The sequence below is a fragment of the Agarivorans sp. DSG3-1 genome (genome assembly GCF_046774965.1).
Lineage (GTDB): Bacteria > Pseudomonadota > Gammaproteobacteria > Enterobacterales > Celerinatantimonadaceae > Agarivorans.
Window position 1 is genome coordinate 1,128,858 of sequence record NZ_CP177241.1, and the last position, 17,432, is coordinate 1,146,289.

The following is a 17,432-nucleotide window of genomic DNA, read 5'->3' on the forward strand; positions in this document are numbered from 1 at the left end:
TTAAAAAAAACCACAAAATGGTAACCTTAGGCGCCTTTATACATTCGTTAAGAATTCAACATGGCAATTACCGGCACTTTATACATCGTTTCAGCCCCTAGCGGCGCAGGTAAATCAAGCATGATCAATGCCTACCTTTCTCGCCACCGCGCTTATCCTGCTCAAGTGTCTGTATCTCATACCACGCGTGCTTCACGCCCTGGTGAAATTGATGGTAACCACTATCACTTTATTGACCACGCTGAATTTAAAAAGCTGATTAGCGAACAGGCATTTTTTGAATACGCTGAAGTATTTGGCAACTTTTATGGCACCTCTCGCCATACCATTGAAAAAACCCTGGCCGAAGGCATTGATGTATTCTTAGACATCGATTGGCAAGGTGCTCGCCAAGTAAAACAAATGATGCCAGAAGCGGTATCGGTGTTTATTTTGCCGCCTAGCCGCGAAGAATTAGAGAATCGTTTACACATGCGCGGACAAGATAGCCCTGATGTTATCAAGAAGCGCATGGACGAAGCAGAAAGTGAAATGTCTCATTATAATGAGTACGATTACTTAATCATTAACAGTAATTTTGACGAAGCATTAAGTGAGCTTACCGCCATTATTACTGGACAAAGATTACAAACCCGTCAGCAAGCCGCTAAACACCGCGACCTGTTAGATGAACTTTTATCGAAATAATCACGTTAAATGCTAGCTAATCATCATAAGATCGGCTAGGATCTTGCGTCATTTTTAGTCAACGGAGCTGTGCATGGCACGAGTAACAGTAGAAGATGCAGTAGAACAAGTCGGCAACCGCTTTGATCTTGTCCTTATCGCCGCACGTCGCGCGCGTCAGATCGCAGTAGAAGGCAAAGACCCTCTAGTTGAAGTAGATAACGACAAACCAACCGTTATCGCTTTGCGTGAAATTGAAGAAGGTTTGATCACCACAGAAACAATGGATGCTCAAGACCGTCAGGAACGTCAGGAACGTGAAGCCGCCGAATTGGCAGCCGTTGCCGCTATCGCCGATAAACGCATCTAGTCCGTACCCGTCTATAAAATTACCGTGCTGGGTTTACTCTGCACGGTAAAACTCCCATAATTCCATTCAATCATATCTATTTCTGCGCTCCTCCGCTGATGAGGTAATGTTTGTACTTATTCGAAAGCCTGCGCGAAGTCGCCTCAAGTTACTTAAGCGAAGAACACGTAACACTATTACGTGACGCCTATATATTGGGCAAAGATGCCCATGAAGGCCAGTTCCGCTCTAGCGGCGAACCTTATATTACTCACCCGCTGGCTGTTGCCCGCATTCTTGCTGAATTAAAACTGGATCATCAAACTCTTGCCGCCGCCGTGCTGCACGACACTATTGAAGATACGCCAGTGACTTACGAACAGCTTCAAGAACAATTCGGTACCGAAATTGCCGACTTGGTAGAAGGTGTCAGTAAACTCGACAAAATTAAATTTCGAGACAAAAAAGAAGCGCAAGTAGAAAATTTTCGTAAGATGATGATGGCGATGGTGCAAGACATCCGCGTAATCCTTATCAAACTTGCCGATCGCACCCACAACATGCGTACTTTAGGGTCATTGCGCCCAGACAAACGCCGTCGTATTGCGCGCGAAACACTGGAGATTTACGCACCTATTGCCAACCGCTTAGGTATTCATAGTATTAAGAATGAGTTGGAAGAGCTTGGTTTTGAAGCGCTTTACCCAATGCGTTACCGCGTATTAAAAGAGTCGGTAAAAAATGCACGCGGTAATCGCAAAGAGCTGATCAACGGCATTCATCAAGAACTACAAGGCCGTATTGAAGAAGCGGGCATTGAAGCCGATGTAAGTGGCCGTGAGAAAAACCTCTACAGCATTTACAAAAAAATGGTTAGCAAAGAGCTGCAATTCCATGAAGTTATGGATATTTACGCTTTTCGTATCATTGTAGATAGCCTAGACACCTGTTATCGCGCATTAGGCTTAAGCCACAGCCTCTACAAGCCACGTCCAGGTAGATTTAAAGACTATGTAGCGATTCCCAAGGCGAACGGCTACCAGAGCCTTCACACGTCGTTAGTTGGGCCGCATGGTGTGCCAGTGGAAGTACAAATTCGTACTGAACACATGGACCAAATGGCCGACAAAGGTGTGGCCGCTCACTGGTCTTATAAACAGACTGACGAAAGCTCAAGCACCACCGCGCAAATACGCGCTCAACGCTGGATGCAAAGCTTGTTAGAACTGCAGCAAAGTGCCGGTTCTTCTTTCGAGTTTATTGAGAACGTTAAAACCGATTTATTCCCTGACGAAATATACGTATTCACTCCAGAAGGCAAGATTATTGAATTGCCTACTGGCGCAACCCCGGTTGATTTTGCCTACGCGGTGCATACCGATGTTGGCCACGCCTGTGTTGGCGCGCGGGTAAATCGCCATCCTTTCCCGCTAAGTAAAGCACTGAGCAACGGCCAAACCATTGAAGTGATTACCGCTCCGGGCGCTCGCCCAAATGCAGCATGGTTAAACTTTGTGGTAACCGGTAAGGCGCGCGGTAAAATTCGCCAATTACTGAAAAACCAACGCCGTGAAGAGTCGGTAAACTTGGGCCGTCGCTTACTAAACCATGCCCTAGGCAGCGTGAAGTTAGACAAGATAAACCCTGAGTCTTTAGAGCAAGTATTAAAAGATTTAAAAGCTGAGTCGCTAAATGACTTGCTGGCAGAAATTGGTTTGGGCAATGCCATGAGTATTGTGGTGGCCCGTCGCTTGTTAGGAAACACCGATGAGCTAAGCCACCAGAGCAAAGGCAAAATTGCCATTCAAGGCGCCGAAGGTTTACTGCTTACCTACGGCAATTGTTGTCGCCCAATTCCTGGCGACCCAGTCGTTGCCCACATTAGCCAGGGCAAAGGCTTAGTGGTGCATTTAGAAGCCTGTAAAAACATTAGTGGTTACCAAAAAGAACCTGATCGCTACATCAACGTTGATTGGTCGAAAGATGCTGCGGCTGAAGCTGAATACAAAACTGAAATGCGTATCGACATGGTTAACCACCAAGGTATTTTGGCCAGTTTAACCAATGTAGTGGCCTCCACCGGCGCCAACATTGTAAACATCGTTACCGAAGAAAAAGAGGGGCGGGTTTATACCGTTGACTTACTGGTAACCACGCATAGCCGAATTCATCTTGCCGATATCATGCGTAAAATTAGGGTAATGCCTGAGGTATTACGCGTAGTGCGCTTAAGAAACAAGTAACGAGAACACCATGACACCAGAACGCTATCAACGCATTCGCGCAATGTTAGATGCCCGCCAAACCGATTTAACCATCTGTATGGAGAATGTGCATAAACCCCACAACCTATCGGCGATTGTGCGTACCTGTGACGCTGTTGGCGTAGACCACGTGCATGCTGTATGGGAAAACTACCAAGACGAATTACGCCGAGGCACTGCCACTGGTAGCCAAAACTGGGTTAACGTACATAACCACGAAAACATTGACGATGCGGTGGCTCAAATGCGTAACAGTGGCATGCAAATTCTTGCCACTAACTTGTCTGAAAGCGCCGTGGATTTTCGCGAAATAGACTATACCAAGCCTACCGCCATTTTAATGGGGCAAGAGAAATACGGCATTTCTGATAAAGCCTTAAGCTTGGCAGACCAAGATATTATTGTGCCAATGGTGGGCATGGTTCAGTCCCTAAATGTATCGGTAGCCAGCGCCCTCATTTTGTATGAAGCACAGCGCCAACGCGAAAATGCCCAAATGTATCAAGGCCCAAGTTCAGTGCCCGCAGAAGAGCAAAACCGAATTATGTTTGAAGGCGGTCACCCGATTTTTGCAGAAGCTTGCCGACGCAAAGGGTTGCCGATTCCGCAAATTGATGATGAAGGCCAAATTGTCGCTAATGATGCTTGGTGGGCCAAAATGCAAATGAGTAAAGAGGCGTGGGATCACTTAGATGATGAGTAAATGATACAAATTAGAGTTATTACTTTAATTTGATTTTAAACTTGTTAGTAAATTGATCTAAATTAAGCCCAAAACATCAACCTTATCTGAACATAGTTGCACTTAAATCGAGAAGTGAAACTATGTTCAGTAAAATAAAAATCCCCCATCTATTTCTACTTAGTTCAGCGCTAGTGCTACTGGTAGTGTGTATACAATCTTGGACCAATACCCAAACACTTAAGCAAACACTCTACCAAAGCTACGAAACTCAACTTAGCACCAACTTAGATTTAGCCACCAGCCTAGTATCACACTACCAACAGCAGCAAAACACCCTGGGACGCGAAGAAGCCCAACGGCAAGCGTTGGCGGCGCTGGCAAAACTGCGTTACCAAGGCAATGAATACTTTTGGGTGAATGACTTAGACCTGAAACTATTAATGCACCCAATTCGCCCTGCCAGCATTGGCCGAGATATGAGCCAAGTGCGTGATGCCAAGGGTTTAGCTCACTGGCAAGCGATGCGCGATACAGTGAGAAGAAGTGGCGAAGGCGCAGTTGAATACAACTTTTTACACCCGCAAACGCAAGTGATGCACGCTAAGCTGTCTTATGTAAAACAAGTTAATGATTGGAACTGGATCATTGGCACCGGCGTATACATTGACCGAATCGAAGACGAACTCAATAGTGTGTACTTATTCACCTTACTACGCCTTGTGTGTGCTTTTGGCCTATTTGGCATAGTGGGTGTATTAATCAGCCGCAGTCTAAAGCGACAAATGACCCAATTATCCAGCGCCATTGACCACCTAGCAGCGGGTAACTATAACCATTCCATTCACATTGAAGGCAATAACGAGTTATCAGAGATTGGTGTAAAACTAGAAAGCCTACGCCAACAAACCCAAGGTTTACTGCAGGACGTAAAAGCCTCAAGCGACAACTTGCTGGATGCCAATACTGAGCTAGCCTCAGCCACTCATACCACTCGCCAAAATACTCAAACCCAATTTGGCGAAATCGACCAAATTGCGTCCGCCATGACTGAAATGAACAGCTCGGTTGAAGAAGTGGCCAGTAATAGTGCCGAGACGGCTCAAGTATCCAAGCAAACTGTAGAGCTTGCTCAAACAAGCTTAAAACAACAACTCAACACCGTGCAGCAACTTAACCAACTGTCGCAGCAAATGGCCTCAGCCAAACCTGCAGTAGAAGAGTTACGTGAGTGCAGCCAAAACATCGGCTCTGTGATTGATGTGATTAATGCTATTTCTGAACAAACCAATTTGTTAGCGCTAAATGCCGCTATTGAGGCCGCTCGAGCAGGTGAACAGGGGCGAGGTTTTGCGGTAGTAGCTGATGAGGTGCGTAACTTAGCCTCACGTACTCAGCAGTCAACCGAAGAAATCATGCACACCATTGGGCAGTTGCAGCAAGTATCGGAAACGGTCGAAACAGAGATTGTTGGCACCACTAATGGCTTAGCTGAGCAGGCCGAGCAAGCTCAGAAAAATATTCAGCAAATTGAACAAATTGAGCAAATGGTGTCTGGGTTAGAGCAACGTAACCAACACAATGCAGTGGCAACCGAACAACAGCGCCAAGCCACCGATGAAATAGCACAAAATATTGTTGTATTGCGCGACGGTAGCGAAGCGAACGCGGGAGCGGCGCAGCAAAGCCAACAGGTGCATAGTCACTTAAGTGGTGTTGCAGAGGCTCTGAGTTTACACCTCAAAAACCTCCGTTTTAGCTAAATTAACTATTCTGCTGGAGGAGCGTCGTCTTCTCTAGCCTTAGCATATTTAAACTCGTAATCATCGGCAAACGGCGAGTTGTAGCCCCATATAATCGGTTCACCGACTTGTTTGTCTACCCAGATAAATGGCGTAACTAAGAATCGTGGCGCTTCTAAACGGATGCCGTTCTCTTCAGCTTTGTATAAAGAGCTATTGGTGTCGCACCTTACCGTTAACATCACCAAAATGATGATGAATAACCCTTTCCAAAAACCGTTCATAGTTCTCCCTAACTGTTCTTATTTAGTGCACTAAAGTGTGCTATTCAGCTTTTAACTGCCAAAGTGGCGCTAAAGCATGGTGTAATTGAGCCACTTGCTGGGCTTTTTCTTGCTCACTATAAGGCTTAGCGGGTAGTTTTCCCCATATAGGCTGCGGCCAAAGAGGGTCGTTATGATAACGAACTACGTGATGAACATGCAGTTGTGGCACCATATTACCTAAAGCAGCCAAATTAAGCTTATCTCCCTTATAAAGCTTGATGAGCGCTTCACTCAAGCGTTTAGATTCTCGCCAAAACTGTGCCTGTTGGCAACTATCTAATTGATATATATCACCAATATCATCTTGCATAGGCACTAAAACCAACCATGGGAATTGACTATCGTTAATCAGTAATACTCGAGACAATTCAAAATCGCCGAGCCAAATACCGTCTTTTTGCAGTTGGGGGTGTAAAACAAACTCACTCATGTGGCAATCCTAATGGTGAAACTAAACAGCGTTCAATGACAGTTACTATACAGTGGTCTGCGTTTCGCTTATCAAAAAAAATGCTAGAATGGCGCCAACCATAATTTAAGCTGATTTAAATCTCAATAACTACCGACCCTAGGCTATCTATAGAGCTATATCGATCACTATGTTACGTTTTTTGCCTACACCTTTTTTAACATTGCTTTCAGCAAGTTTAGCCATCATCAATACCGCCTTAGTGGGCTCATTGATTATTGTTTGTAGCCTTATCAAACTGCTACTGCCTAAGCCGCTATACCCATTGATAGGAAAAGTCACCAACCAACTAATGTGGTGTTGGAGTGAAATAAATCGTGGAATTTTTCGGCTAGTAAACAACACAGAGTTTGTTATTGAAGATAACAGCCAACTGAACAAAAACAGCTGGTATTTGATGATATGCAACCATCAAAGCTGGGCCGACATCGTGTTGTTATGCATGCTTTTTGGTTCGCGTATTCCCATGCCTAAGTTCTTCTTAAAACAGCAACTTTTATACGTACCCTTTGTGGGCTTGGCTTGTTGGGCGCTAGATATGCCATTTATGCGCCGCTACTCACGCCAGTACTTGCTTAAGCACCCAGAAAAGCGCGGTAAGGACTTAGCCTCTACTCAACGTTCTTGTGAAAAGTTTAAAAACAGTCCCACCACTGTGATTAACTTTGTCGAGGGCACGCGATTTACTCAAGGCAAACAACAAAATCACAGTACTTATCAGCATCTATTACCTCCCAAAGCATTGGGCATTGCTTACACGCTTTCGGCTTTAGGCGAACAATTTGACCAGATTATTGATGTTACTTTGGCCTATCCAGGCACTACCGAGCAACACCCGCCCTTTAAGGCTTTGCTGGCAGGCCGGCTAGATAAAGTGGTGGTAAAAATAGACACCATTAGCATTGGCAACGAATTACGGGGCGACTACCTGCAAGACAAACATTTCAAACGCCAGTTTAAACTGTGGTTAGATGACACATGGCAAAACAAGGATCAGTATCTACAATCCGTACTAAAAAACTAACTCCGACCAATTTGCAGCCATGACAGCCTGATTTTACTGCTATTTTTATAGGAGTGAACTGTTAGGGAGAGACAACTTGCGTATCATCTTGTTGTTCTTGTGCTGCTTTATTAATGCTAGCTGGGCTGAAGATTATAGCCCTTGGCTTAAAGAGTTTCGTCCATCCAGCCTCAGCCAACAACAACAAATTGAAGAGCTTGCTTGGTTTAAACAAGCCGCCAAACCCTTTCAAGGCATAACTATTCGCGCCATCTCCGAGCGTATCAATACTCACTTGTATGAAGCCACCGTCATTGCCCCACTGTTTTACCAACTCACTGGCATTAAAGTGATTCACGAACTTAGCAGCGAAGACGATGTGGTAAAAAAGCTGCAAAGCCAAATGGATTTAGGCATTAACTATTACGATATATATGTCAGCGATAGTGATTTAATTGGTGGTCATTTTCGCTCAAACAAAGTTCTCAGCTTAAGTGAATTTATGCGTGAACAAGGTAAGCAAGTCACCCTGCCCAGCCTAGATGTGAATGACTTTATTGGTTTGGCTTTTACCACTAGCCCTTATAACGAAATACTGCAGCTACCTGACCAGCAATTTGCCAATCTATATTGGTATCGCCAAGATTGGTTCGCTCGCCCAGAACTGCAGCAACAGTTTAAAGCCATTTATGGCTACCCGCTTGAGGTACCAGTGAATTGGTCGGCTTATGAAGACATCGCAGAGTTTTTTAGCAAGCACGTAAAACAGATTGACGGGCATAAAGTGTATGGCCATATGGACTACGGTAAACGCGACCCTTCATTAGGCTGGCGCATTTCTGATGCTTGGTTATCTATGGCGGGTATGGGCGATGTAGGCTTGCCTAACGGCCTTCCTGTTGATGAATGGGGAATTCGCCGTCATGGGTGCCGCCCAGTAGGAGCCAGCGTTAAACGCGGTGGCGCACTGGATTCGCCAGCAGCCATTTACGCAATACAAAAATACGTAGATTGGCTAGTGCGCTATGCCCCACCAGAAGCACAAAAAATGACCTTTAGTGAAGCCGGTGCAGAAATCGCTAAAGGCCATATTGCCCAACAGATTTTTTGGTATACCGCCTTTACTGCCGATTTAAGTCACCCAGACTTATCCATTACCGACGACAATGGCAAACCCTTATGGAGAGTGGCACCTTCACCACGCGGCGCTTACTGGCAGCCGGGCATGAAATCAGGCTACCAAGACGTAGGCGCATGGACCTTACTCAAATCTACTCCGCTAAAACGCCAGCAAGCAGCGTGGTTATACGCCCAGTTCAACGTGGCCAAAACGGTATCTTTACGTAAAACCATGGTAGGGCTAACCCCTATTCGTGAAAGCGATATTATGTCTCCCGAGTTTACCCAGCGCTCTGAGGAATTAGGGGGCTTAGTTGAGTTTTATCAAAGTAACGCGCGTAACGAATGGACCCCAACTGGGCTTAATGTCCCCAATTACCCCGCATTATCGGCTTTATGGTGGCAATACATAGGGCGCGCCAGTGACCAGAAGGAAGATGTAAGTAAAATCATGCAAGAGTTAGCCAAAAGCATGGATGCGGCGCTCGCTAAAATAGGCCATGAAACCAGAGGCGCTTGCAGCCCTAAGCTAATCTCAAGCCAAGACGAAGCCTTATGGCTAGCCCACCCGGGCTCACCAAAACCCAAACTGGAAAATGAAAAACCGCCTGGCAAAACCCTCGCTTACTCGGAGTTGATTAAACAATGGCAACCCTAGTTAAGTTGTTGGTAACCAGCCTATTGCTCTCCAGTCAAATGCTTAGAGCCAGCGATTTAGTATTTAATACTTATATCGATCCACCTTATGTCTCTCAAGGTGATGAAGGCGTCACAGGCATCAGCATCGATATTCTTAAACTACTAAGACAACATAGCCAACTAAACATAGAGCTGCACTTACTGCCGCTTAAACGCGCTTACGCAGTAGCCTTAGATTCTGCAAACCAATGTGTATTTGCTATTGAACGAACGCAATCTAGGGAGAGTTCTTTTATTTGGATAAGCCCAATGTTTATTAGTCGTTACGCTATTTACCAGCGTAAGTTGCATGCTAAACACTTAGCCAGTCTTGATGATTTAACTAAGCTACGCATCGGCAGCTACTCTGGCAGCGGTGTAGGTGAATACCTCACTAGCTTTTCAATCACGGTTGATTTGGCTAAAACCAACTTAAACAGCGCCAAAAAACTTACCCGCCACCGCACCGGTGCTTGGGCCAGCGACATATTGTCTGCGGCCTATATTGCCCAACAGTTTGATTTAGATATCTCACCTAAAAAGTACCATTTTTATAGCGCATTGCGGGCCATAGCGTGCAACAAAAACAGTGACTTAGGGGTATTAGACAAGCTGCAAAAAAGCCTGAATCAACTACAAAAGAGCGGCCAAATAGGGCAAGTATTAAGTAAATATGAACAGCAGTATCAGGTAGATTTAGGTTTATAACACCCATAAAAAAAGCAGCCACATAAGGCTGCCTTATTAGCTATATCAAGTAAACTTAACCTTTAAGGTTAGCCAAATAGCTAACTAATTCATTTAACTCTTCAATTGATTTAACTGAACCGGTATTTACTTGGTACTTACCGTTAACAACTAATGCAGGCACGCCGCGAATTTTATAGTTAATGGTGTTCTTTTCCATTTGCGAAACCATGCCGTTCACCACAAAGCTACTCGCTGCACTATCAAACTTCTTGCCGTCTACGCCGTTAGCAACAAAGATACTGCGCAAGTCGTCGCGACTGGTAAAGTTTTGGCGTTTGTTATGAATTGAATCGAAGATCGCATGGCTAATCGCTGGCTCTACTTCTAGCATTTCAGCTGCAGCAAAAGCACGAACCATTTCTTCACCCATTGAACCACCAATAAAGCTTACGTGATTCTTTTTGAAAGCGACGCCTTCAGGCAAAGATTTTTTAATGCTCTCAGCCACTGGCTCAAATTTAAAACAGTGTGGACAGTAGTACGAGAAAAACTCGATAACTTCTGGTTTAGCAGTAGCCGTTTGTTTAATTACGTCGTAATGCGTGCCTTCTTTAAAATCAGCCGCCATTGCCATTGGTAATGCGAGCATTGCCATTAAACCAATCAGTAACTTTTTCATCACCCTGTATTTCCTTCCAGTGAATTCATAAAAAACCGAGCATAATGATAAGCATTCGCTCGGTCAATCGCAGACTATAGCCTTGACACTAATTTACGTATTCCAAGATCCCATTTCAAACATTACTTTGGTATCTGATTCACGATGAATAAGTTCAGCATAATGCTGTTCAATTTGGCTACGTCTAATTTTTAAGGTGGGAGTGAGCAAGGCGTTATCGACATTCCAATCTTCTTCCACCACCATAACGTGCGACAGCTTAGCATGGCTTTCGAGGTGTTCGTTGACCTTATTTAAGGTTCGGTTAAGGCTAGCTTCAATTTGTGCCTGTGAGTGCTGCTTCATTTCTGCAGCTAACACCACTAGAGCACAAGGTTGAGTCATTGCGCTACCCACCACGCACACTTGTTCCACCATGGAATTTTCCGACACGCTCTGTTCAATAGGAACAGGGGCAACGTATTTTCCTTTCGCAGTTTTAAAACTTTCTTTTAAACGACCAATAATTTTTACATAGCCATCGTCATCTAGCGTGCCTTTGTCACCGGTATGCAGCCAGCCATCCACAATTGATTCTTCGGTAAGATCGGCGTGTTTATAATACCCCTGCATCATGCCATTGCCTCTGGCGAGGATCTCTCCCTGCTCAGAGATTTTAATCTCTACGCCCGGCCCAGCTTTGCCAATGGTGCCTATTTTATCGCTGCGGAACGGTACATTAAGCGTGCCGTAAGCCAGGTTCTCTGTCATCCCCCAAGCTTCAGAAATATTCAAACCAATCGACTGATACCAACGCAGCAACGAAGGCGCTACTGGGGCACTGCCACAGCCTAAAATCCGCGCCTTGTTTAACCCCAAGGCTTTTTTAATTTTGCGTTTAATCAAGCCTGATACCAAAGGAATAGCCAGTAGTAGCTTAAGTTTTTTGGGTGGCAGTTTTTCAAATACCCCTTGCTGAAAGCGAGCCCACAAGCGCGGCACCGAAATAAACAAAGTAGGTTGCACACTGCGCAAATTATCAGGGAAGGTGTCTAAAGACTCTACAAAAGACACGCTAAACTGGCCGTTAAAGAGACTAGTGCCTTGAATGTACACACGTTCAGTAATATGCGCCAAAGGCAGGTAAGACATCACTCGGTCTTCGCTAGAGGCTTCTAATACCTCAATCAGTTGTTCACTGGCGAAACGGTAAGCAGCAAAGCTGATTTCAGCGCCTTTGGGGTCACCCGTACTGCCCGAGGTGTAGATGATGGTCATAATGTCATCTTTATCCCACAGGTGATTTTTTTCTATCACTGGCAGATCATTTAACCAATCTTGCCACTGAATATGGCAAGGCATGGTGGGGTAAGGCATCGCCACGGTTTTTAAACCAATCGGCACTGCAGAGGCTTGTTTACCCCACTCATCTAACTTACCCACAAACAGCAATTTTGCTTCACTGTGTTTAAGTACAAAGGAAATGGTATCGACACTGGCGGTAGAATAAATAGGGATACTGATGCAGCCAGCCATGATAATTGCCAGATCAGCAATAAACCACTCAGCACTATTTTTAGCCAGAATGGCGACCTTGTCACCGGGCTCTAAGCCTTCAGAAACAAGGCCTTGAGCAATTTGCCCAGCTTCTCGGGCCACCATAGCCCACGTTTTCTCATGATATACGCCATCAATAGGCTGACGGAGGTAGACGCGCTGTGGATCCTGCTTTTGCCAATGCATCATTGCATCAACGGGGGTGACAAAATTTGTCATTCACAACCTCGTTACAAGTTATTCACCTTTTATATCAATCCTATACGGCTAGCGGCAGGATGCCAGCACAATTCGAAAATATGCGAGAGTAATGTGAACAAACACTCTGTTTAAGGCCAATTTTTGAAAGGGTTTTGGCTTAATTGAGAGTTGTAGTATTGAGTTTGTCCTGTCACCTCTTGGCCAAGCCAACTGGGCTTTTCAAAGCATTCTTGCTCACTCCCGAGCTCTACTTCAGCTACCACTAAACCGTGGTTATCGTCAGCAAATACATCCACTTCAAAAATGTGCTGAGCCACGGTGACTAAGTAGCGCACCTTATCAATGGCGCCCGGCTCGCACAGCGTTAACAGTTGCTCGGCTTCAGCCAGTGGAATCTCTTTTTCCCACTCGTAACGACTTAAACCCGATTCATTGCTGGCACCTTTTATAGTGAGAAAACCTTGCTGGCCGCGAATACGTACCCGCACGGTACGCTGTTTATTGCTACTTAAGTAAGCTTGTACAATGCGAGTATGTGAGCTGGCTTGAGCAATAAAATCATCACTATTTACCAGAAACTTTCTTTCAATTTCAACACTCATAAGCGCTCCTAGTAAGCGGGTGTTAAAGATAAAGGCGGTAGCTGCAAAGCGGATAACTGCTCTTTAAGTGCCAGTATCTGGTCTTCCCAGTAACGTTGCGAGTTAAACCAAGGAAATGCGCGCTGAAAAGCGGCATCTTGCCAGCGACGCGCCAACCAGCCCATATAGTGAATCATGCGCATAGCGCGCAGCGGTTCAATAAGGCTTAACTGGCTCATATCAAACTCACAAAAAGCTTCGTAGCCCTCTAGCAAAACTTCTAGCTGTAAACGGCGCTCGTTATCATCACCTGCTAGCATCATCCATAAATCTTGAACCGCTGGGCCATTACGGGCGTCATCCAAATCCACTAGCATCGGGCCATCTCGCCACAAAATATTGCTGGGGTGGCAGTCACCATGCAGGCGAATAATCGATTTAGGTTGGTAAGCTGCTTTGGCGGCCTCGGCCACTTGCTCGGCAATGGTAAAAAACGGCAGGGTTAAACCTTCAGGCAGCCAATCCCGCAAAAACTCTAGCGGTTGGTCGAGCATTTCTTCGGTATTAATTGATAAACGGTGCTCAAATAAAGTTGTACCTACCTTTTGGTGCATCCGCCCTAGGTATTGGCCAACTCGCTCAATTTGGTCAAGATTATCTACCTCAAAGCCGCGCCCACCAACACTAGGGAAAATAGTAAATAACCACCCTTGGTATTCAAACAAGGTGCGGCCATCAACCACCAGCGGTGCAACAATGGGCACATCCACTTCAGCCATTGATAAGCTAAATTGGTGCTCTTCAATAATTTGCGCTTTGCTCCAGCGTTCCGGGCGGTAAAACTTCACCACATAACGCAGATCATCTTCCGCTTTAAACTGATAAACCCGGTTTTCGTAAGAGTTTAAGGCAAGTAAACCGCTGCTGGGGAAGATCCCCTGAGATTCAATAGCATCGAGGATTAAATCGGGATGCAGTTCAGCAAATAGAAAGGCGCTCATGGCATGACTTCAACAAGAGATTATCGGCGCAGTGTAGCAGTAAAAGGGGTTGTCAGCGACTAAGCGCTTAGCTGGCTAAATGCTTGAACCACGATGTAAATACAACTTGCCCACGCTACCGCCATCACTAGCGAGCGTAATGTGGCTAAGCCGTAAACATATACCACCGGATGCACTAAGCGAGTGGCTAGAAACAACAACGCGGGGATTTGAATAAGCTGAAAATCGAGGCCAGCGAGTTGGGCAATCAGTAAGCTACCGGCAAAGAGGATAATAGCCTCCCAGGCATTTTGCTGGGCGGCATAAATCCGTTGACCAAAACTGTTTAACTGGGAGGCTTGTTGGCGCGGATTAAGATTATCAACCCGCCCCAATTGACGTTTTCGTACCACCGAGCCACATGCTGCCAATAGATAAGGCAGCACCAGCAAGGTGGCAAAACAAGCCAATACCAATCGCATACTGCTTAGCCACCACTAATAAAGCGGCTAGCTTGAATAAACTGGTCGTCACCGCTTTCTAGTACAAACTCAATATCAACAATCGAGCGTTTAAACAGGTAAGGGTCACTGGCTAGGGTAATAGGCACACTAAACACCTCACCACCTGGCACCGTAACAATTTGCTGGCCAATCCACTCTACCTCTTCAAAACCACGCACATTTAAATGAAATTCACGAGCATTAGAAGATTTGTTAATCACTTTCAGGGTGTAAGAGTTTTCCACTAAGCCTTCGGAGTTTTCGGTATACAAAGCGCCCCGGTCACGCAATACATCTAACTGCATTGGTTTAACACTAAACAGGGTAAAGACGAAGGCCACTAACATTAGGGTGAGTACAACACCGTAACCAATCAGCTTGGGTCGCAAAATATCAGTTTTTTGCCCAGCCAAATTATGCTCGGTGGTATAACGAATCAGCCCTTTTGGATAATTCATCTTCTCCATGGTTTGGTCACAAGCATCAATACAAGCACCACAGTTAATACACTCGTACTGCAAACCTTCGCGAATATCGATACCCGCAGGGCACACCTGCACACACAAATCACAATCAACACAGTCACCTAAACCCAAGGCTTTAGGGTCGGCACTTCGCTTACGCGGGCCGCGGCTCTCTCCGCGCTCGGTGTCGTAAGCCACAATAAAGGTGTCTTTATCAAACATCGCAGACTGGAAGCGCGCATAGGGGCACATGTGAGTACACACAATAGTACGCATCCAACCGGCATTTGCGTATGTAGCCACGGTGAAAAAAATCACTGAGAAGTTAACGGCACTGCTGGCATTAAGCGTGAAGAAATCCCTCCACAACTCAGTAACAGGCACAAAGTAGGCAGCAAACGACAAGGCGGTAAATACCGACACACCTATCCACGCGGTATGTTTGGCGGTTTTTCGCCATATTTTATTGAAGTTCCAACTGGACTGATCGAGTCGCTTCCGTTTGTTGGCACTCCCCTCTATTTTTTCTTCAAACCAAATAAAAATAAAGGTCCACACCGTTTGTGGGCACAAATAACCACACCACACACGGCCTAAAAAGGTGGTAATAAAAAACAAGGCAAAGGCGGCAATAATGAAAAACCACGCCAACAAGAGTAAGTCTTGCGGCCACAAGGTTAAGCTAAAGAAGTGATATTGGCGCGCACCCATATCCAACAAAATAGCTTGGCGATCCCCGTAAGGAATAAACGGTACAATCACAAAGGCGGCGATAAACACCCAGCCCATGTATTTACGCAAACGCTGAAATACGCCTTTTTGCTCGCGCACATAAATTTGTTCTTGGGGATTATATCGATCAACCGGCGCGCGCTTTTTAGCGGCTTTGGGTTTTGGGCTCACATCTTTTACAGGAATTCGTTCACTCATCACTCAATCCTTTTGAGGGAGGCACTGGTGGAACTGATGCCTTTGCTTAAGCAAAAACGGGCAATTGAGAAACAATTGCCGCTTAAGACATTACACTTTTACGCCGCGTGCTTTAAGTAAAGCAGTTTTAAAATCATCTTCACAATCTTTAGCGATGCCAGGAATCATGTCCTCTTTACCAATGGTTAGCATTTTTAATTGGTAAATCAGCACGTCGTCGGTAAGTTCACTCATTGGTTTGTCAAAACCTGCTTGGTCGGCGATTTGAGTGATAATTTCCACTAAGTTTAACTCCGGTTGTTGTTTCCAAACCGGCGTGAGTAAATCGATTAATTCTTCAATACGATGTAACTGCATACTCATTATACTTCTCCACGGGCGGCCACTACAGCTTGGTTTCTGCCTAGCTGCTTGGCTCTATATAGGGCCTTGTCGGCCTTGTCTACGATCTCTTTGGTACTTTGCTGGGCTACCGGAATTAAGCACGACACACCAATACTCACGGTAACATAGCTGGCTGCGGCCGAATATTCGTGGCGTAGCTGCGCCTCGGCCAATAGTGTTCTTACTCTTGCGGCAACTTGCAATGCACCTTTGGTATCGGTGTTGGGCAATACCATTACAAATTCTTCGCCACCATAACGCGCCACTATGTCATCTTCACGCTGCAGCGCTTCGGTGAACAAGTTGGCCACCATAGTTAAGCATTGGTCGCCAGCAACGTGCCCGTAATGATCGTTATAAGGCTTAAAGAAATCAACATCGATCAGCAATAAACTCAAAGAAGTATTGGCTCGGCTACTCAAACGCCAGTGCAACGATAAGGTTTGCTCAAACACCGCACGATTATACAAACCGGTTAACGAATCGCGCTCACTTTGGCGGCGCATAATAGCGTGGCTGTCTTCCAGCTCTAAGGCTTTAACGCGGTTAAGCGCCCCTTCGGAAAAGTTGTCTTTAACTAAGGTTTCAGCGCGGCGCAATACAATGTTGAGCTGCGCCCAGCACACCAACAGCACTAAAAAGGCCACCAGTTCAGTTTTTTCGCCGCCAACCACACTCACTAGCAAGGCCAATAAAATGGGGATGCTAAAACCATTAAAGCTACGAATACTCAGTAAATTTGGCACCACCACTAAAGATAATAGGGCGCCCACCAGCACTACTAATAATAGCCGTTCCGCACCTGCCAACTCTGGCATAAACAATAAAATGCCCACTCCCCACAATACTCCGCTACTGGTAGCGAGGCTAAAGTAGCGGGTTAACTGGGAAGACGGTTGAGCATCAGAGGAAAAGTCTGTTTGATAACGGGCAAAAAAGTAAAATGCCGCCGACAGTACCAGCATAAACACTAACCACAACATATGAGAATTAGACTGATAATGCGGCGTAAACAAGCCCCACCAAATCAGGCTATACACTGCGGTCATTATTGCCACCAGCCGCCCATTGTTGAGCAAATAGCGAGCGTTTTCAGTGTTTACTTGTAGCTGCACATTGCGCAAAAACAGAACCCTTACAAGGAGTGGCGAATAATTTGTGTGCATTGTAGCAATAACTAGAACAA

18 protein-coding genes are annotated in these 17,432 nt (G+C 45.5%); 8 read left to right on the top strand and 10 right to left on the bottom strand.

Translation table 11 applies throughout. From position 1 onward, the window contains the following. Positions 1 to 60 precede the first annotated feature (60 nt). From gmk to ACLD71_RS05330, 5 genes are all read left to right on the top strand, one after another. Positions 61 to 687 (top strand): guanylate kinase, encoded by a 627-nt coding sequence (gmk, locus tag ACLD71_RS05310; RefSeq protein ID WP_303513225.1) that lies wholly within the window; start codon positions 61 to 63, stop codon positions 685 to 687. A gap of 73 nt (positions 688 to 760) precedes the next feature. Beyond that, a complete protein-coding gene (gene rpoZ / locus ACLD71_RS05315; RefSeq protein WP_137673491.1) occupies positions 761 to 1,036 on the top strand; it encodes a DNA-directed RNA polymerase subunit omega in 276 nt (91 codons plus the stop codon). Positions 1,037 to 1,146: 110 nt separating this feature from the next. Next, complete coding sequence (gene spoT, locus ACLD71_RS05320) at positions 1,147 to 3,258, top strand: bifunctional GTP diphosphokinase/guanosine-3',5'-bis pyrophosphate 3'-pyrophosphohydrolase (RefSeq protein ID WP_303513221.1); 2,112 nt, start codon at positions 1,147 to 1,149, stop codon at positions 3,256 to 3,258. Between the two features lie 10 nt (positions 3,259 to 3,268). Then, positions 3,269 to 3,982 (top strand): tRNA (guanosine(18)-2'-O)-methyltransferase TrmH, encoded by a 714-nt coding sequence (trmH, locus tag ACLD71_RS05325; protein WP_137673493.1) that lies wholly within the window; start codon positions 3,269 to 3,271, stop codon positions 3,980 to 3,982. A 122-nt stretch (positions 3,983 to 4,104) separates the two neighbouring features. After that, positions 4,105 to 5,724, top strand: coding sequence for a methyl-accepting chemotaxis protein (locus ACLD71_RS05330; RefSeq protein WP_411993425.1), 1,620 nt, complete (start codon positions 4,105 to 4,107; stop codon positions 5,722 to 5,724). Positions 5,725 to 5,729: 5 nt separating this feature from the next. On the opposite strand, the gene ACLD71_RS05335 is transcribed toward ACLD71_RS05330, so the two are convergent. Next, positions 5,730 to 5,987 carry a hypothetical protein gene (locus tag ACLD71_RS05335; protein WP_411993427.1) on the bottom strand — a complete coding sequence of 86 codons (258 nt, stop codon included), beginning with the start codon at positions 5,985 to 5,987 and terminating at the stop codon, positions 5,730 to 5,732. Positions 5,988 to 6,027: 40 nt separating this feature from the next. Beyond that, complete coding sequence (locus ACLD71_RS05340; RefSeq protein ID WP_137673496.1) at positions 6,028 to 6,459, bottom strand: HIT domain-containing protein; 432 nt, start codon at positions 6,457 to 6,459, stop codon at positions 6,028 to 6,030. Positions 6,460 to 6,628: 169 nt separating this feature from the next. On the opposite strand from ACLD71_RS05340, the gene ACLD71_RS05345 reads away from it, so the two are divergent. The 3 genes from ACLD71_RS05345 (at position 6,629) to ACLD71_RS05355 (ending at position 10,006) form a co-directional block, all read left to right on the top strand. Next, a complete protein-coding gene (locus ACLD71_RS05345; RefSeq protein ID WP_411993428.1) occupies positions 6,629 to 7,522 on the top strand; it encodes an acyltransferase in 894 nt (297 codons plus the stop codon). A 76-nt stretch (positions 7,523 to 7,598) separates the two neighbouring features. Continuing rightward, positions 7,599 to 9,278, top strand: a complete 1,680-nt coding sequence (locus tag ACLD71_RS05350) for an ABC transporter substrate-binding protein (RefSeq protein ID WP_411993430.1) — start codon at positions 7,599 to 7,601, stop codon at positions 9,276 to 9,278. Then, positions 9,266 to 10,006: a substrate-binding periplasmic protein gene (locus ACLD71_RS05355; RefSeq protein ID WP_411993432.1), complete on the top strand. Its 741-nt coding sequence runs from the start codon at positions 9,266 to 9,268 to the stop codon at positions 10,004 to 10,006. The genes ACLD71_RS05350 and ACLD71_RS05355 overlap by 13 nt, the downstream gene beginning before the upstream one ends. A 55-nt stretch (positions 10,007 to 10,061) precedes the next feature. Here the strand turns inward: ACLD71_RS05355 and ACLD71_RS05360 are convergent, their stop codons facing one another. The 8 genes from ACLD71_RS05360 to ACLD71_RS05395 form a co-directional block, all read right to left on the bottom strand. After that, entirely contained in the window at positions 10,062 to 10,667 is a 606-nt protein-coding gene (locus ACLD71_RS05360) for a thiol:disulfide interchange protein DsbA/DsbL (RefSeq protein WP_137673499.1), read from the bottom strand. Positions 10,668 to 10,760: 93 nt separating this feature from the next. Further along, on the bottom strand, positions 10,761 to 12,422 hold the full coding sequence (locus tag ACLD71_RS05365; protein ID WP_137673500.1) for an AMP-binding protein: 1,662 nt from the start codon (positions 12,420 to 12,422) through the stop codon (positions 10,761 to 10,763). 110 nt (positions 12,423 to 12,532) lie between these two features. Further along, the gene (locus ACLD71_RS05370; protein ID WP_411993435.1) at positions 12,533 to 13,006 is read right to left on the bottom strand and encodes a CYTH domain-containing protein; all 474 of its coding nucleotides are present in this window, start codon (positions 13,004 to 13,006) and stop codon (positions 12,533 to 12,535) included. A gap of 8 nt (positions 13,007 to 13,014) precedes the next feature. Continuing rightward, positions 13,015 to 13,986: a serine/threonine protein kinase gene (locus tag ACLD71_RS05375; protein WP_411993436.1), complete on the bottom strand. Its 972-nt coding sequence runs from the start codon at positions 13,984 to 13,986 to the stop codon at positions 13,015 to 13,017. Between the two features lie 59 nt (positions 13,987 to 14,045). After that, positions 14,046 to 14,447 carry an MAPEG family protein gene (locus ACLD71_RS05380; RefSeq protein ID WP_411993438.1) on the bottom strand — a complete coding sequence of 134 codons (402 nt, stop codon included), beginning with the start codon at positions 14,445 to 14,447 and terminating at the stop codon, positions 14,046 to 14,048. A 5-nt stretch (positions 14,448 to 14,452) separates the two neighbouring features. Next, positions 14,453 to 15,862, bottom strand: a complete 1,410-nt coding sequence (ccoG, locus tag ACLD71_RS05385; protein ID WP_137673505.1) for a cytochrome c oxidase accessory protein CcoG — start codon at positions 15,860 to 15,862, stop codon at positions 14,453 to 14,455. Between the two features lie 90 nt (positions 15,863 to 15,952). Then, a complete protein-coding gene (locus tag ACLD71_RS05390; RefSeq protein ID WP_368411619.1) occupies positions 15,953 to 16,225 on the bottom strand; it encodes a YihD family protein in 273 nt (90 codons plus the stop codon). Then, entirely contained in the window at positions 16,225 to 17,361 is a 1,137-nt protein-coding gene (locus tag ACLD71_RS05395) for a GGDEF domain-containing protein (RefSeq protein WP_235836215.1), read from the bottom strand. The genes ACLD71_RS05390 and ACLD71_RS05395 overlap by 1 nt, the downstream gene beginning before the upstream one ends. Between the last annotated feature and the right edge of the window lie 71 nt (positions 17,362 to 17,432).

Bases quoted from the DNA above. Each gene is read 5' to 3' on its own strand.
- gmk (WP_303513225.1), top strand. From the start codon at position 61: ATGGCAATTACCGGCACTTTATACATCGTTTCAGCCCCTAGCGGCGCA.
- rpoZ (WP_137673491.1), top strand. From the start codon at position 761: ATGGCACGAGTAACAGTAGAAGATGCAGTAGAACAAGTCGGCAACCGC.
- trmH (WP_137673493.1), top strand. From the start codon at position 3,269: ATGACACCAGAACGCTATCAACGCATTCGCGCAATGTTAGATGCCCGC.
- ACLD71_RS05330 (WP_411993425.1), top strand. From the start codon at position 4,105: ATGTTCAGTAAAATAAAAATCCCCCATCTATTTCTACTTAGTTCAGCG.
- ACLD71_RS05335 (WP_411993427.1), bottom strand. From the start codon at position 5,987: ATGAACGGTTTTTGGAAAGGGTTATTCATCATCATTTTGGTGATGTTA.
- ACLD71_RS05340 (WP_137673496.1), bottom strand. From the start codon at position 6,459: ATGAGTGAGTTTGTTTTACACCCCCAACTGCAAAAAGACGGTATTTGG.
- ACLD71_RS05345 (WP_411993428.1), top strand. From the start codon at position 6,629: ATGTTACGTTTTTTGCCTACACCTTTTTTAACATTGCTTTCAGCAAGT.
- ACLD71_RS05355 (WP_411993432.1), top strand. From the start codon at position 9,266: ATGGCAACCCTAGTTAAGTTGTTGGTAACCAGCCTATTGCTCTCCAGT.
- ACLD71_RS05360 (WP_137673499.1), bottom strand. From the start codon at position 10,667: ATGAAAAAGTTACTGATTGGTTTAATGGCAATGCTCGCATTACCAATG.
- ACLD71_RS05365 (WP_137673500.1), bottom strand. From the start codon at position 12,422: ATGACAAATTTTGTCACCCCCGTTGATGCAATGATGCATTGGCAAAAG.
- ACLD71_RS05370 (WP_411993435.1), bottom strand. From the start codon at position 13,006: ATGAGTGTTGAAATTGAAAGAAAGTTTCTGGTAAATAGTGATGATTTT.
- ACLD71_RS05375 (WP_411993436.1), bottom strand. From the start codon at position 13,986: ATGAGCGCCTTTCTATTTGCTGAACTGCATCCCGATTTAATCCTCGAT.
- ACLD71_RS05380 (WP_411993438.1), bottom strand. From the start codon at position 14,447: ATGCGATTGGTATTGGCTTGTTTTGCCACCTTGCTGGTGCTGCCTTAT.
- ccoG (WP_137673505.1), bottom strand. From the start codon at position 15,862: ATGAGTGAACGAATTCCTGTAAAAGATGTGAGCCCAAAACCCAAAGCC.
- ACLD71_RS05390 (WP_368411619.1), bottom strand. From the start codon at position 16,225: ATGAGTATGCAGTTACATCGTATTGAAGAATTAATCGATTTACTCACG.